The following is a 16,120-nucleotide window of genomic DNA, read 5'->3' as shown; positions in this document are numbered from 1 at the left end:
TGAATGAGAGCAAAGGCTCCGATTCATCAGCGTGAATATTTTTAGGGTGTTGTTGGTATGCCCACTAATAACAACAGTGTCGAACGGTATGAACGATAAGATAGAAATTAAAGAGAAGAAAATTGCTGATCTATACGGTTATAAAAAAATATTAATGGCTATAGAAGAAGGAGACATTGAATCTTTAATTTATTTATTAGTAGGCTTTAATTTAGAAGAAATTATTGACTGCTGTACTGATGATGGGAAGTCACTCCAAATGCTGATTAAAGAATCAACTATTCCCATTCGAATTAACGAAAGATACATCGACCACTTTAAATCTCGATTAACCCCCTTGCAAAAAATTTTTAAAATCTGTGAAGGGCAAACACATCCTCCATTTCAATTGTTGCATGTACTGTTGCAATTAGGGGCTAATGTGAATAAAGAAGTTGATGAGGAAGGGAATACATTCTTACATGAATATGTGAGCCTGCATATTATTCATCCCAAAATAGCGACTCAGTTATTTTTAGCAGGAGGAGATTTTTTCAAAAAAAATCATCGTGGGGAGATGCCTTTTGATCGAATGGCTGAACATGAAGTGAGATTTATTCATAATTTAATCCAGATGCATGATAAGGAGTATCATGCCGCGTCAATAATTCAACGCCAGTGGCGCTCACTCAGTTCAAAAAAACAGGCCCCTGTTACTATTCCCCCCTTTGAGCACCCATTATTGAAAAAACCTGTCAAACTCCCTTTTTTTAATCCGCCTCAAGTTGAGAGGATGGAGGCATGGGTCGAACACCACCATGTAATGGATAGAGTCGTTGCACGAGAAGTAATAGACTCGATACAGCATATTTCTCATCGTCACTTTATGTTTGCATTAAAACAGGCCATCCACAAATTAAATAAATATCTTTATTCCCTTCCAGAATCAAACAGAAATTATGTGTTGCTTCTGGATGACAGGCTAGATAAAAGTAATCTATGGGTTACTAAACTAGCAAAACCGTATCTTGCTTTTGCACCCAAAGATTTTGTTACAATGTCTGAGCTTACTTCATTTAATCCTGGACTGGATGTACTTCATCTTATTGCAATTGATGATGCAAGCTACACCGGAAATTTTTTCGTTCATTTTTTCATGGATTATTACAATAAAACATTGATTCAAAATAATCGATTAATGAATTTAAAATGTCATTTGGTTCTTCCTTTCACTACCAATGAATCCCGTTTAAGATTAAAAAAATATGATGTGATAGTCCACACTCAAGAAACCTTGCCCATTTTTTCAGTTAAAGGTACAAAATTTAGTGGAAAAACAGCTACATTTTTTGATCATAAAGTTCCTTGCTCTCAATCCACAATTGAATGTATCTCAAAAGGAACATTAATCACAGGAGAAAGCGGTCCAATGTTTATTGAGTCTATTGTGCCACCCTATAAATAATAGTGACTCTTATCTCATAAGTGTGTTGTGAAAAAGAGCAAACTTAGCATCTTTGAAAGAGTTTATGCCTGTGTCAAAGAAAATTGCTGCTAGAAAACTTACCAGAGAAAATAACCAAGAGAGTTTTTATCTAGCGGTATGTTTGAATTAATGCATCAGCGTTCCGAGGCTCACATACTGCTGGTTTGATGTGTTTCGGTACTCGGAAATGAGGTCATTTTGGTTCAAGCTCACGAAATGACAACAGACTTTAAGTGATTCCAGGTTTTGCTAATAGGGGGATACGTGTTAAAATCCGCTTTTTTTGATTTCAATTATTCCTATGTGGAAATTATTATACCAACTGGCATCGCCTAAGCTTTTTTATAATTTTACCGGACGCTTTACTCCTGGTTTGGCAGTGGGCACTTTAGTAACTTTAGTTGTTGGTATCATTTGGGGATTGGCATTTACCCCTCCTGATTATCAACAAGGTGATGCATTCCGCATTATCTACGTACATGTGCCCAGTGCCTTTTTGTCCATGATGCTCTATGCCTGGATGGGTTTTTTAGCTGTATTGCTTTTGGTTTGGCGTATTAAAATAGCCGGTCTTTTAATAAATATTGTTGCTCAAGTTGGCCTCAGTATGGCTTTTCTTGCGCTGGTAACCGGAAGTATTTGGGGTAAACCCATGTGGGGTACTTGGTGGGTTTGGGATGCTCGTTTGACTTCAGAATTAATTCTTTTATTGCTTTATGCTGCAATTTTAGCAACCCACTATGCGATAAAAAATAAAGAAAATGGAGATAAAATTATTGCCATCTTAACTTTGGTGGGAATTATTGATTTACCAATTATTCATTATTCAGTCTATTGGTGGAATACTTTGCATCAAGGATCTACTTTGTCAGTCTTTGCCAAGCCCAAGATTGATGGAAGTATGTTATATCCTTTATTGTTGACTATATCTGGATTTTTTTTATACTGTTTGTGGATTATTTTAGAGAAAGCACGTCAAGAATTATTGCTTAGGGAAAAGAGGCAAGCTTGGGTCAAGATTCAATTTGAAGGGGAATTTAAATGAATCAATTTTTAGAGTGGCTGGCAATGGGGGGATACTCCATTTATGTCTGGCCGGCTTATGGTTTGGTCTGTGTGGTTTTAGTAATGAATTTATTAGGTATGAAATGGAAAGGAAAACAGACACGCCAAAAATTACAACAATGGTTTAAGCGATAAAAATGACTCCAGCACGCCGACGCAAGATAATGATTTTAATATTTACCCTGTCTATTTTATCCATTGCTGCAGCGCTGGTTTTGTATGCACTGAGACAAAATATAAGTTTGTTTTATACTCCTACCCAGGCTGTAGCAGGTGAAGCGCCACAACAGCATAATATTCGTATGGGGGGAATGGTTGAAAAAGATTCCATTATTCGCTCAAAAAAAGGTTTGGATGTAGAATTTAAAATAACCGATTATAATCAGACCATTACCGTAAAATATACGGGTATTCTTCCAGACTTATTTAGAGAGGGGCAGGGAGTAGTTGCTGAAGGGCAGCTGCTTGATAACCAGCATTTTCGTGCCTCACAGGTATTGGCGAAACATGATGCGAATTATATGCCGCCAGAAGTGAAAGCAGCTTTATCCCAAAAGGTACATTCATGATTGCAGAATTAGGGCTTTTTTCTTTGGTTTTGGCTTTGCTTTCTTCCATAATGCTTGCATTAATTCCACTCATTGGGTTGCAATTAAAACGGAGTAATTGGGTAAATGCTGCAGGTACTTATGCAGCCTGCCAGTTTTTCTTTATTGCCTTATCCTATCTTTTCCTCACTCTTTGTTTTTTAAAAGATGATTTTTCGGTAATTTACGTACTCAGTAATTCCAGCATTAACTTACCTTGGTTTTATAAATTCTGTGCTGTTTGGGGTGGGCATGAAGGCTCCATGCTGTTATGGGTTTCCATTCTGAGTTTTTGGACGTTACTGGTGGCTTTTTGCAGTGCCGGCTTGGATAAGGAAATGCGTACGCGTGTTTTAGTTGTTCTCGGTTGGCTAAGTATTGGATTTATTCTTTTTTTGCTGACTACATCCAACCCTTTTTTACGTCAATTTCAAGTTTTAGATACACAGGGTCGCGATTTGAATCCCTTATTACAAGATCCGGGTTTTTTATTTCATCCGCCCATGTTGTATATGGGATATGTAGGTTTTTCTGTTGCCTTTGCCTTTGCTATTGCTGCGCTTTGGGCAGGTAGGGTAGAAGCCAGTTGGTCGAAATGGACTAGACCTTGGACATTAGCCGCATGGTGTTGTTTAACGGCTGGGATCACTTTGGGAAGTTGGTGGGCTTATCGTGAGTTAGGTTGGGGTGGATGGTGGTTTTGGGATCCAGTCGAAAACGCCTCTTTTATGCCGTGGCTAATAGGAACTGCTTTATTGCATTCTTTGGCAGTAACTGAACAGCGCCAACAATTTAAAGCATGGACCATGTTGCTTGCAATTGCTGCTTTTTCTTTAAGCTTAATCGGTACTTTTCTTGTGCGCTCTGGTGTTTTGACTTCAGTTCATGCATTTGCCGTAGATCCGCAGCGCGGATTATATATTTTAGGATTTTTATTATTTGTTATTGGTGGATCTCTATTGTTGTTCCTTTTTAGAGCACAAACCTTACATTCAGGCAGCAATCCGAGTCCTTTTTCTAGGGAAAGTGCTTTATTATTAAATAATGTTTTTTTAGTAGTAATTATGCTCACTGTTTTAATGGGAACGGTGTATCCCTTACTTGTTGAAGGTTTAGGCCTGGGCAAACTGTCTGTAGGAGCCCCTTATTTTAATTCTGTATTCGTTCCTTTAATGATTCCCCTGTTGTTATTGATGGGAATTGGTATTCATTTAAGATGGAACAGAGATCATTGGCGTAGTGTATTAAAAAAGCTTTGGAAAACAGTTTTTCTTAGCTTCTTAATTCCTTTGATTTTGTTAATGACCACCGCTCAAGAATTTAATAGTTCGGCTTTTATGGGGCTGATCCTTGCTTTCTGGGTGATTTTAAGTACATTTCAAGCGGCTTATAGACGGATTTTTGATCGTGGTTTATATCAAGTAGGACAAGCTTTTTGGGGAATGATTCTTGCGCATTTGGGAGTAGCAACTACGGTAATTGGTATTGCAGTGTCTACAGCCTATGGTGTGCAAGATGATGTACCAATGGAACTCGGAAAAAAAGTATCGTTACTTGGTTATTCTATTGAGTTTATACGCCAGGAACCGTTAATCGGACCAAACTATAAAGGAACGAAAGCCCAATTTAAAATAAATTATCAGGGCAAGACCAAGGTGATTTATCCTGAAAAAAGACTTTATACAGTAGGTCAAATGGCAATGACTGAGTCCGCAATTGATGTAACACCGTTTAGAGATATTTATGTCGCTTTAGGTGAGCCATTAGCAGATAACTCCTGGTCAGTGAGACTCTATTACAAACCTTTAATTCGTTGGATTTGGGCTGGCGGGTTTATGATTTTAGCAGGTGGTTTTTTTGCACTGACAGATAGACGCTATTATCAAAAAAGACAGCAAACAATAATTGGCGCCCAGGAGTTGAAGACATGAAAAAAATAGGATGGAAAGTGATTCCAATTACTCTTTTTTTGTTGCTTTGTGTCTTTCTTTGGCGTGGTTTATCCTTAGATCCGCATGAATTACCTTCTGTGCAGCTTGGAAAGTCATTACCTAACTTTAGTCTCCCTGAGTTGTATTCGCCGAATTCTTTTTTTAGTTCCAGCCAATTGCAGGGACAGGTAGTTTTATTAAATATTTGGGCTAGTTGGTGTGCAGCATGTGTCGAGGAGCAAGTCTTTATGTTGCAATTGGCACGTGAAGGAGTGCCAATTTATGGGTTGAATTACAAAGACAAATCTACTGATGCCCTCCTTTGGTTGAAACAATGGGGAAATCCCTATAAACGTGTCATCCAGGACAAGGACGGAAAAGTTGCTATCGATCTAGGTGTTTATGGTGCTCCAGAGACTTTTGTGGTTGATAAGAAAGGAATAATCCGTTATCGACATGCTGGAATTATGACTCAGGAGATGTGGCAAAAAGAGATTTCACCTTTGATAAAACAGTTGGAGCAGGCTTCATGAAAATAGACCTGTTATATTTTATTTTGGGGGGGTTTTTGCTTTTTTTATGTGGTTCAGTATGGGCAAACAGCACTTACCCTTTGGATTCGGCTCAAAAGGAAGCTCAATTTAATCATCTGCTCAAAGATTTGCGTTGCCTGGTATGTCAAAATCAAGATTTGGCAGATTCTAATGCTGAATTAGCTAAAGATTTGCGTAACCAGGTTTATCAAATGGTGAAAGAGGGTAAGAGTGATAGTGAAATCAGTGATTATCTGACTGCTCGTTATGGCGATTTTATCCTGTTTAATCCCCCGGTTAAAGCAGTGACTTTTTTATTGTGGTTTGGACCTATTTTATTTTTACTCTTAGGATTTGTTATTTTCTGGCGCACTTGTTTTGGAGTCCGAAAGAAGGAACATGCATAATTTAGCGAGCTTTTTATGAATGAATGGTTGTTACTGGGATTATCAGCGTGTTTAACTGGCTTAGCTTGTATATTCATGGTTTACCCATTCAGACGCCGTTTTACCGCAAGTCTGTTACTGGTTCCTGTTATTTTTTTAGGCGCATTTACAGGATATTTTTATTGGGGCGGCTTTGGAGGATGGCAAGAGTATCTCCAACACCTTAATTCCCAGAAACAAGCTAAAAAAATGTTGGAATCGATTAAAACTCCACAAGAATTAATCGAAAAATTGCGCGCAAAATTAGATGAAACCCCAAAAAGTGCAAAAGGTTGGTATCTCTTGGGACGTTTGTACAGCAGCCAAAATGAAAAACAAAATGCTGTAAATGCTTTTGCAAAAGCATATCAATTTAATCCCGATGATGAACAATATGCAGTGAATTATGCGCATAGCTTGTGGGTACTGAATAATCAGCAATTTACCGAACAGATCACTGAAATATTTATCCGATTATTAAGAAATAATCCAAATCAGCCCGATGCATTGGCAATGCTCGCGATGGATGCTTTTGTAAGCCATGCTTATGAAGATGCAATAAGTTATTGGCAACGTTTATTAAAACTGGCTCCAGAACAATCAGAAGAAGCCAAAGCAATTCGGAAGGCAATTGCTAAGGCTGAAGAGCATCTGAAGTTAAGAAATAAAAATCTGGATTGAAATCAAAAACCGCAAGCGCAATCAGAGAGATCTCAACACATTTTTGTTACCTACGTACCGCGCTTTATGCGCGGTATCCAGAACGATGCTTAGATGTACTTTTGGCCTTTTTCTCAAAGGCAAGATCTCCTGGATACCGCGCATAAAGCGCGGTACGTAGAGGAGGTATTATATTACATTCGACTACTTTAAATTGGTAACCATTTCTCAAAAGCGAAACAGGACATTTCTGATTTTTTTACGATAAATGCACTTTTTGAACATCATTCTTTTTATTTTGACCTTTTGTTTTTAAATCCGTTCTATTACGATGTGAAACATATCTTTTTGTAATGCATTTAATTTTAAATCTGCTAGTCTATAAATAGGCATCAGAATTATAAGGAGAAAAATGATGTATAAGAGGGTATTGTTTGCTACTGACTTTGACGAGGTTGGTGTTATAGCAGCGCATAAAGCGAAAAAAATTGCTGATGAGAATGGCGCTGATCTGATATTAGTTCATGTCGTAGAACCCATTCCTGCTTATGCTTATCCTGGTTTTGCCGGATTTGCTGAAGTTGAATTATCTATTCGCGAGCAAGCTGAAAAAGAACTCAATGAATTAGGTGAAAAGTTGGGGGTAGATGCAAAACACCGATTTATTGAATTTGGCTCCACCAAAAATGAAATTTTAAGGGTTGCACAAGAGCGGCATATCGATTTGATTGTTACAGGGAGTCATGGAAAACATGGTCTTTCCTTATTATTAGGTTCAACAGCAAATTCCATTTTGCATGGTGCCGAATGCGATGTTTTAATAGTCCGTTCTATACCTTCTGAGAAGCATCCTAAAGTGTAAGAATCGAGTATAAAAGTGTAGCCTGGGAGAGCAGCAAGGCGTTGCACGGATTTATATTAATTCTGTTTCCCCAGGTTTCACTTGACTTCGTTTGGCTATAAATGCTTCTAATAATTTGCTTCCACTCGCTTACTATTTCTCAACGGGGCAGAAAACAAGTATACTACTGAGTTTCGAGTTACACGATTGAATTACTTATGAAATTGTTGCGCGGCATTCAACATTTTTCTGCGTTTGATAAAGGCGCGGTCGCTACTATTGGTAATTTTGATGGCGTGCATTTAGGGCATCAAAATCTTATTAGGACTTTAGAGAACAAAGCAAATGATTTAAAGTTGCCTTTAGTCCTAATCTTATTTGAGCCTCAGCCTAGAGAGTATTTCCAACAGGAGAAAGCACCAGCACGACTTTCCAGTTTAAGAGAAAAATTAGATGTATTACGCTCATGCCAGATTGATTACGTATACTGTTTTAAATTTGATAATACATTAGCGCAAACTTCTGCAGTTGATTTCGCACACACTTATTTATTTTCTACGCTCAATGTGAAATATCTCCTGGTAGGTGAAGATTTTCGTTTTGGCAAAAACAGAGAAGGTGACGTGATTTTGCTGAAAAAACTTGGTTCAGAATATGCCTGTGATGTAAGTATTTATTCAAATTTTTGTATTAACGAAAATAGAATCAGCTCAACACGAATTAGAACAGCATTGCAGCATGGTGATCTAAATACAGCAGCAAAATATCTAGGTAGACCTTATAGTATTTGTGGTCGTGTATTACATGGCGACGGGCGTGGACGACAGTGGGGAATCCCCACGGCAAATCTTGCTTTGCATCGCTATTCTTTGCCTTTACAAGGAGTATTTGTAGTTCGAGTTCGAATCGCTTCGCAAATGGTGTATGGGGTAGCGAATATTGGACGTCGTCCTACAGTAGATGGCAGCAAGAACATTTTGGAAGTGCATTTATTTGATTTTGATCAGTCCATATATGGTGAATTAATGCAGGTGTTTTTCTTGCACAAATTGCGTGATGAGGTTAAATTCACTTCGGTGGATGCTTTAATCGCGCAGATTTATGATGATATTGCGGTGGCACAAGGATTCCTAAGTAATTGTAATGGAAAGACCTCTCTATCAACGTTGGGCGTAGATTTGAGTGAAGATTGAATAACAACATTTTGAAAATAGGACAGGGATGATACTGTATGGTTTTTTCAGACTATTTTTCATTACCCCGAATAGGGTCGGCATCCCGAATCAGGGTGAATAGTCACCAACAATTTAACGATTTCGCAGAGTAAACTCTTATGGCAGAATACAAAGATACATTAAATCTCCCTAATACTTCATTTCCGATGAAGGCAAGCTTGGCTACTCGAGAGCCCGAAGTTTTGACCGCTTGGCAAGCAAAAAAAGTTTATGAAAAAATTCGTAAAGCTCGTGCCGGAAGTAAGCGCTTTATTTTGCACGACGGTCCTCCTTATGCTAATGGCCATTTGCACTGCGGGCATGCGTTAAACAAGATTCTTAAAGACATTATCATTAAATCCAAATCACTCAGCGGGTATGACGCGCCATTTGTTCCTGGTTGGGATTGTCATGGGCTGCCTATTGAACTCAATGTAGAGAAAAAGATAGGACGAGTCGGTGATAAGGTATCTGCACGCGAGTTTCGTGCCAAATGTCGTGAGTATGCTGCCAGTCAAATCGACATTCAGCGTGATGAGTTTCAACGCCTTGGAGTTTTTGGAGATTGGTATAACCCTTATGTCACCATGGATTTTCGTTATGAAGCCAATATCGTTCGCGCATTGGGATTGATGATCAAAAATGGTCATTTGCACCAAGGTTTTAAACCAGTCCATTGGTGTATTGATTGTGGATCTGCTTTAGCTGAAGCAGAGGTGGATTATGATGAGAAAACCTCACCTTCCATTGATGTTGCTTTTTTTGCAGTACACCCCGAAGAATTTATTCATTTGTTTCAACTAAACGCAGAAATAAAGCCAGTTAGCCTTCCTATCTGGACTACGACTCCTTGGACTTTACCTGCTAATGAAGCAGTATGCTTGCATCCCGCGATTGATTATTCTTTAGTTGATACAGATGATTCTTATTTAATACTTGCCACCGATTTAGTTGAATCTACTATGGCTCGTTACGGAGTGAGCCACTATACAATTTTGGGTTCGGCAAAAGGAAAGGTTTTTGAGCATTTGAAATTAAGACATCCTTTTTATAATCGGGTTGTTCCAGTGGTTTTAGGTGAGCATGTAACTACTGAATCCGGTACTGGAAGCGTACATACTGCTCCTGCACATGGACCAGATGATTATCTGGTTGGCCAAGCGTATAATTTGCCTTTAATTAATCCCGTTAAAGGAAATGGTTGTTTTGCTGACGATGTTGAATTATTTGCTGGACTTTCTGTATTAAAGGCAAATGACACAATTTTGGGTGTTTTGGCTGAAAAAGGAGTTCTTTTAGCGAAAGAGAATATTAGACACAGTTATCCTCATTGTTGGCGACATAAATCACCGATGATTTTTTTGGCAACGCCTCAATGGTTTATTTCGATGGATAAAGGTCAGCTAAGAAAACATATTGTTAACGAAATTGATAAAGTGACTTGGGTGCCTGACTGGGGTAAAGCTCGCATCAGTAACATGGTTGAAAACAGACCTGATTGGTGTATATCAAGACAGAGAGCTTGGGGCACTCCTATGCCCTTATTTGTACATAATACGACGCGTGAATTGCACCCCAATACACTGGAGCTTATTGAAAAAGTTGCATTACTTATCGAGAAATCCGGGATTGATGCCTGGTTCGAGATGGATGCAAAAGCGCTTCTGGGAGATGATGCGGAATTATATGATAAAATTAACGACACGATGGACGTGTGGTTTGACTCGGGTGTAACTCATTTCTGTGTGTTACAGCAAAATAAAGCCTTGTCTTTCCCTGCGGATATTTATTTTGAAGGTTCAGACCAGCATCGCGGTTGGTTTAATTCCTCGTTAACCACTTCCGTAGCTATGTATGGTAATGCTCCTTATAAAACAGTATTGACTCATGGCTATACTGTGGATGCTGAGGGTAAAAAGCTTTCTAAATCCAAAGGAAATTATGTTGCCTTGGATCAATTGGTTAACCAACACGGTGCGGATATTTTACGTTTATGGGTTGCTTCTACGGATTACCGACATGAAGTGAGCATTTCAGATGAAATTATCAAAAGAAATGCAGACGCTTATCGAAGAATTCGTAATACAGCCCGTTTTTTATTAGCAAACCTATTTGATTTTGATCCAGCAGTTGATAGCGTACACGACAAAAATCTTTTGGAGTTGGATAAATGGGCATTAAAGCGCAGCCAGCTTTTACAAAAAGAAATTATCGAAGCTTATGAAAGCTATCAATTTCATGTTATTTATCAGAAACTTCATAATTTCTGTGCGGTAGACATGGGAAGTTTTTATCTTGATTTGATTAAGGACAGACAATATACCACTGCAAAAGAAAGCAAAGCCAGACGTTCTTGCCAAACTGCAATGTATCACATAATTAGGGCATTTACTCTTTGGTTGGCACCTATTTTGTCTTTCACAGCGGAAGAGATAGGGCGCTTTATACCTGGCTATAATCAGGAATCAGTCTTTACTGAACTTTGGTATGATGCTTGGCCAAAGATTGATAATGTGACTATGGAAGATTGGGATGAGTTGCATTTAATTCGTGATGAAGTGAATAAGGCATTGGAAGAGACGCGTCAAAAAGGCGAAATTGGCTCTGCTTTGGCTGCAGAAGTTACTTTATATGCAGATAACAAAGTATTACCTAAACTGACTCGTTTGGGCGAAGAATTGCGCTTTTTGTTAATCACATCCGATGCCGCAGTCCATCCTATGAATTCTGCTCCAGCAGGTTTAGCGGCCACAGCATACGGTGTTTCTATTGCAGTTTCGGCAAGCCCACATGAAAAATGTGCCCGCTGTTGGCATAGACGGCCGGATGTTGGCCAAAATGCCCAGCATCCTGAGCTCTGCTTACGTTGTGTTGGGAATATTAGCGGCCAAGAGGAAATGAGGCAATTTATATGAGAAAATGGCCATGGTTTATGCTCAGTCTTATAGTGATTATTTGTGATCAAGCAAGTAAGTACTTGGCGAGTGTTTTTTTAACTCCATATAAACCATTACCTATTTTTCCAATGTTTAATCTTACTTTGGCCTATAATTCTGGTGCTGCTTTTAGTTTTTTAAGCGGTGCCGGAGATTGGCACAGATGGTTTTTTGCCGGTTTTAGTTTCATCGTGAGTATTATGCTTGCTGTCTGGTTGTATCGTACCGAAAGCCAGGCTCGATGCCTTTTAGCAGGAATTAGTCTTATTTTAGGTGGTGCAATTGGTAATTTAATCGATAGAGCCCTTGATGGTTATGTCATTGATTTTATTGATGTGTATTATAAGCACCATCATTTTGCTACGTTTAATCTAGCGGACAGTGCAATTTGCATTGGCGCTGGATTTTTTCTTCTGGATCTGTTGGTTAATAGAGAATGACTCAGTATTTATATGAGTCAATTTGGTTGCTAATCTACCCAATTGACAACCATCTCTGATGGAAGATTGCTCATTAGCTTTTCGCGGGTGTTTTTAATGTTTGCAACTCTTGTGCCTCATCAAACCACATTGCTACGGTATGTGTCTGAGGGTATTCCTCAGCCTTGCCTACTAAAATACTTGCTATCCGGGTTGTGTTTTTTTCCGTTACAGCTTCACTCAAGGACTTAAACATTTCATTATATGTTTTAGAGAAAAGACATAATATCTTATGAAGAAAATTCTTTTCATATTTCTGAATAAATAACTCGGTAGCATGAAGAAGGGAATCTTTCTTTGGTTTACTATCTATAAGAAGCTCTATTTTTTGTACATCTTCTATGATATTTTTCTTGATTTCTTGAGCTTTTTCTTGAGTATCACTTATTCCATTAAGCAAAGCATCCATTTTTTCTTGAGGGGACATTAAAGGATCTATTTTTTTATCCCCATGAGTAACTGTTTTGACTGCATGATCAAGCATTATCTCAAAGGGTACAACTAAACCATCGGTTTTAATTCCTAGCTCATCTAACGCTAATATTTTTGTATGAATCTTTTGAAGTTGAAGGACATATTTTTCCTGCGCAATTAAATGTTTGCGAAATTCTTCTATATCATCAAGGATCTTGTCAGTACTTACTGTAATACCTTTAGCTGATTTAATCTGTGCCTGATGCTCTTTTATTGTTTGGATATCTTTTTTTTCTAACTCTTTGAGCTGGTTAAATTCAGCTGTAATCTCCGCAATAAGCTTAGTAGGATCTTTGTATTCTTTTAAATTAACTCCTAATTTCTTTAAGGCTTCATCCGCTTTATCATCAATCAATTTTAATGGCAAAATATTAGTGGAGGTACCACCCAAAAACTTAGGCATTACTACAAAGAATCCTCCTTTAATTTTTGCAAAACCATCTGCATATTTTTCATCAAAAAATGATTGCCAATCTTGTTTTTGCTCCGCTTCTATTTCAAGATCATCCATAAGCTGGTTAAACTGCTCTTGAGTTTGGTAATTCGCCCAAAATTCCTTCATTACATTGTTAGAAGACCCACTTAAGATTCCCTTCAAATGCACCATCCGTTGGATTTTAGCTTCACGTTCTTTTATAGCCAGCAAATTAGTCTGAAATTGTTCCTTTGCGCGTAGTTCAGGTGTCAATTGTTGTAAAGCTCCATTATGTGATGACCCACCGGTTTTTAACAAATGATTGTGATTTTGTACTAATTTATTAAATTTTTCTGCGATTTCTTGTTTTATATTTGCTAAAGCTTTCTTTTTATCTGCAAAGCTATCAGGTACTAGGGATTCAAAAAAGCAAATAGTGCAATAAGACACAAGCAACGTTTCATGGCTTGTATTTTGAGCAGCCTGGAGTTCCAAGGATTTAATCCATTCCTCTAGATTAACTTGGATCTTATTTATCAGCCCAAGTTTAGGAAGCCCTACTGTGGTAAAACCCTTAATAATTCCATCGCCCAAGTAAGATAATATTAAATCAATAAACTGTTTTTCTGGATGATCATCGGGTAGATTTTTCGTACGTCGAGCAATTATTGCTGCGACGCAAAAAAGAAAATGATTAATCTTTTTTGGTACTTGTTCATCAAAATTGTCTTGGATAAATTTTAACTGCCTCTCGGGAGGTTGCCGTTTAACCAGCTCAATAAAATCATTAAAAACATGTGTAGACCTTACATATTTTTCTAATTTATTATCTTTTATTTTTCCAAGCTTTTGTACGGTAAAATCTAAAGTTTCTTTTGAAAACATAATAGCTCCACAACGAAGCATGGTGTGTAAATTTATTATAACATGGTTATATTAAGACAATCTGATGGCATAAAAAATTGCTCAAATTTACGTATTGTTCAAATTAATTATTACCGAAATGAAGGGCTAAAAATGAGGGTTATTTATTATGGACTTAAATAAAAAAATCGATGTCCTTTATCCATATTTTTTTATCTATTTTTTTCAAAAACGGGCATTTTTCCCAAGTTTTCTTCGTCTAAAGTTTCTTTTGCTCTTTCTTTTAATCCCTTAAATTGTTTTGCAATTTCCTTTTTATTCGCAGGTTCATTGGTTAGGTCGAGTGCCGCTTTTATTTTATTCAAACTTGTTTCAGTATCTTTCTCTGTTAGAGCTTCCTTTAGCTCATTGAACATTTTTTTATAAGAAGGTGAAAAAATAAGTAAAAGCGTATGACCCCATGTATTTTCTTTAGAGCTGACAAATTGATTCACTAATTTAATCATACTCAATTTGTGGCTACTCGACGTGTTTACTATATGATTAATGCTCAATTGGATACCCGCTACATTGTCAAGCGCTCTACCTATCGACGAATTTAAGACAGCAATTTTTTTTGCGGTTGGTACGTCAGGAGGTAAAGGGTGTTCCATGTAGCTCATTGTATTAATTACTTCATCTAAAAGTAGTGCAAAAGTTTTTTCTATGTCAGTACAATCTACATGCTTCTTCAATAGTTCTATTTTTTCATGAATATTTTTAAGAGATACAATGATTATTTTTTGCTTTACCAGGTTTTCTTTAAGTTCTTCTATATCGCTATTTATTTTTCCTAGTGTATTTATTGTTGTATCTCCCTTCATACTGTCTAGGAGTTGTTTATCGAATGAATCAATTTTAATCTTTTTAAGGCCGGCTAAGTTTTTTAAATCTTTTTCTATGCTATCAATAAGTTGAGAAGGGTTTTCCTCATCAGGAATTATTTTTTGCTGTTCAGCGTGAATCGCTTTTAGAGGCTTTTGAGCGGTCTCACATTTGCTAAGGAGCACTTCTAAAGAAATCATATCACTTTGAACTCCTCCCATAAATTCAGGGAGCCCCCAACTTCCTATCCATAATGTTGAGATGGCTTGTTCTGCATATGATCCATGCTGATATCTAAAATACTCTAGCCATCCAGGTTTTTCACTTTCTGACAGCTCAAGATCGTCCATAAGCTGATTGAATTTTTCTTGGGTATTATACTTTTTCCAGAACTCACTCATTTTGTCTTCTTTGTTTGCTGAAGGTTGCTCTTTTAACAATTGGTGTAATTTAAGGAGTCTATTAAATTTTTCTTGTGGGAAGCTATTTATTTTTTGACGACGTTCTTCTTGTTGTTTTTTTAGAAACTCTAATTGTTCTTTGAACTGCTGATGTAAAGTAACTTCTTTTGGAAGTAGTACTTGTAAGGCGTTACTTACTTGCTCTGAGCGAGAGGCGTGTTGGGTAGAGAACTCAGCAGGTGCAAGGCTGCTTTCACTTTCCAATTTGTTTTTTAGTTCATTAAATTTATTCGCTACCAATATTTTTATTGTTGCCATTTCATCTTTAAATTTTTTAGGTACTATGCGATAGCTTGATAGTTTTTCCTCAAGTGAACATGCAACAGCATACAGTGCCAATAAAACTTCGTGTTGGGTTTGCATGTCTTGATTGATGTCGAAATTTTGTATCCAATCCTTCATTCCTTCTATAAGGTTATTAATTGCTTCTTCATTAAGTTTTAATCCAAATCCTATAGAACCAAATCCATGAACCCACCCGTTGCTTAACCCAGATATTAGTTTATCAATAGGTACCATTTCAGGAGGATTTGCAGGGAGATCCTGCTTACGTCCCAATGCTAAAGCTGCTAAAGTAAAAACTAGAGTCCAAGTTCGTTTTTGGCTACTCTCCTGGTCAATTTTAGCTGCCATACCTCCTGTTTTTTCTTTCATTTCTTTGGCGATATGCTCAAATTGTTGATCAAGTGGCAATAATTTGCATTGTTCAATAAATCCAATGAACGCATTTTTTATGCCTAGTTTATACAGGTCGAAGGAAGGATCTTTTTTAGTTTGCCCACTATACGAGGAGAGAATAATTACTGTTCTATCTAATAGAGCATCAGTAAGCATAATTATAGGGTTTAAAATTACTATATTATATTATAGATTTCTCAATCTTAAGGATATATTAACCATTTTTGG

The 16,120-nt window shown here is 37.4% G+C and carries 14 protein-coding genes; 12 read left to right on the top strand and 2 right to left on the bottom strand.

Annotated features, from left to right (window positions below; translation table 11 throughout):
- Window positions 1–88: 88 nt before the first annotated feature.
- From FOLKNPGA_RS11680 to lspA, 12 genes are all read left to right on the top strand, one after another.
- Window positions 89–1,444, top strand: a complete 1,356-nt coding sequence (locus tag FOLKNPGA_RS11680) for a hypothetical protein (RefSeq protein WP_182350072.1) — start codon at window positions 89–91, stop codon at window positions 1,442–1,444.
- Window positions 1,445–1,766: 322 nt separating this feature from the next.
- The gene (gene ccmC, locus FOLKNPGA_RS11675; protein WP_182350071.1) at window positions 1,767–2,510 is read left to right on the top strand and encodes a heme ABC transporter permease CcmC; all 744 of its coding nucleotides are present in this window, start codon (window positions 1,767–1,769) and stop codon (window positions 2,508–2,510) included.
- A complete protein-coding gene (gene ccmD, locus FOLKNPGA_RS11670) occupies window positions 2,507–2,665 on the top strand; it encodes a heme exporter protein CcmD (protein WP_058468303.1) in 159 nt (52 codons plus the stop codon). Before ccmC ends, ccmD begins: the two co-directional genes overlap by 4 nt.
- A 2-nt stretch (window positions 2,666–2,667) precedes the next feature.
- Complete coding sequence (gene ccmE, locus FOLKNPGA_RS11665; protein ID WP_182350070.1) at window positions 2,668–3,099, top strand: cytochrome c maturation protein CcmE; 432 nt, start codon at window positions 2,668–2,670, stop codon at window positions 3,097–3,099.
- Complete coding sequence (locus tag FOLKNPGA_RS11660) at window positions 3,096–5,048, top strand: heme lyase CcmF/NrfE family subunit (protein WP_182350069.1); 1,953 nt, start codon at window positions 3,096–3,098, stop codon at window positions 5,046–5,048. Before ccmE ends, FOLKNPGA_RS11660 begins: the two co-directional genes overlap by 4 nt.
- Window positions 5,045–5,581 (top strand): DsbE family thiol:disulfide interchange protein, encoded by a 537-nt coding sequence (locus FOLKNPGA_RS11655; protein WP_182350068.1) that lies wholly within the window; start codon window positions 5,045–5,047, stop codon window positions 5,579–5,581. The genes FOLKNPGA_RS11660 and FOLKNPGA_RS11655 overlap by 4 nt, the downstream gene beginning before the upstream one ends.
- Window positions 5,578–5,988, top strand: a complete 411-nt coding sequence (locus FOLKNPGA_RS11650) for a cytochrome c-type biogenesis protein (protein WP_182350067.1) — start codon at window positions 5,578–5,580, stop codon at window positions 5,986–5,988. Before FOLKNPGA_RS11655 ends, FOLKNPGA_RS11650 begins: the two co-directional genes overlap by 4 nt.
- 15 nt (window positions 5,989–6,003) lie before the next feature.
- Window positions 6,004–6,687, top strand: a complete 684-nt coding sequence (locus FOLKNPGA_RS11645; RefSeq protein WP_182350066.1) for a tetratricopeptide repeat protein — start codon at window positions 6,004–6,006, stop codon at window positions 6,685–6,687.
- A 394-nt stretch (window positions 6,688–7,081) separates the two neighbouring features.
- Window positions 7,082–7,528 (top strand): universal stress protein, encoded by a 447-nt coding sequence (locus FOLKNPGA_RS11640; protein WP_182352846.1) that lies wholly within the window; start codon window positions 7,082–7,084, stop codon window positions 7,526–7,528.
- Window positions 7,529–7,725: 197 nt separating this feature from the next.
- Window positions 7,726–8,700 carry a bifunctional riboflavin kinase/FAD synthetase gene (gene ribF / locus FOLKNPGA_RS11635; protein ID WP_182350065.1) on the top strand — a complete coding sequence of 325 codons (975 nt, stop codon included), beginning with the start codon at window positions 7,726–7,728 and terminating at the stop codon, window positions 8,698–8,700.
- A 140-nt stretch (window positions 8,701–8,840) separates the two neighbouring features.
- Window positions 8,841–11,636 (top strand): isoleucine--tRNA ligase, encoded by a 2,796-nt coding sequence (gene ileS, locus FOLKNPGA_RS11630; RefSeq protein WP_182350064.1) that lies wholly within the window; start codon window positions 8,841–8,843, stop codon window positions 11,634–11,636.
- The gene (gene lspA, locus FOLKNPGA_RS11625) at window positions 11,633–12,097 is read left to right on the top strand and encodes a signal peptidase II (protein WP_182350063.1); all 465 of its coding nucleotides are present in this window, start codon (window positions 11,633–11,635) and stop codon (window positions 12,095–12,097) included. The genes ileS and lspA overlap by 4 nt, the downstream gene beginning before the upstream one ends.
- A 73-nt stretch (window positions 12,098–12,170) precedes the next feature.
- On the opposite strand, the gene FOLKNPGA_RS11620 is transcribed toward lspA, so the two are convergent.
- Window positions 12,171–13,910: a hypothetical protein gene (locus FOLKNPGA_RS11620; RefSeq protein ID WP_182350062.1), complete on the bottom strand. Its 1,740-nt coding sequence runs from the start codon at window positions 13,908–13,910 to the stop codon at window positions 12,171–12,173.
- A gap of 191 nt (window positions 13,911–14,101) precedes the next feature.
- Complete coding sequence (locus tag FOLKNPGA_RS11615) at window positions 14,102–16,048, bottom strand: hypothetical protein (RefSeq protein ID WP_182350061.1); 1,947 nt, start codon at window positions 16,046–16,048, stop codon at window positions 14,102–14,104.
- Between the last annotated feature and the right edge of the window lie 72 nt (window positions 16,049–16,120).

The sequence above is a fragment of the Legionella sp. PC1000 genome (assembly GCF_014109805.1).
In the GTDB taxonomy this organism is placed as follows: Bacteria; Pseudomonadota; Gammaproteobacteria; order Legionellales; family Legionellaceae; genus Legionella; species Legionella resiliens.
Note: the sequence above shows the minus strand (reverse complement) of the source record. Positions and strands in the feature narration are given on the sequence as shown.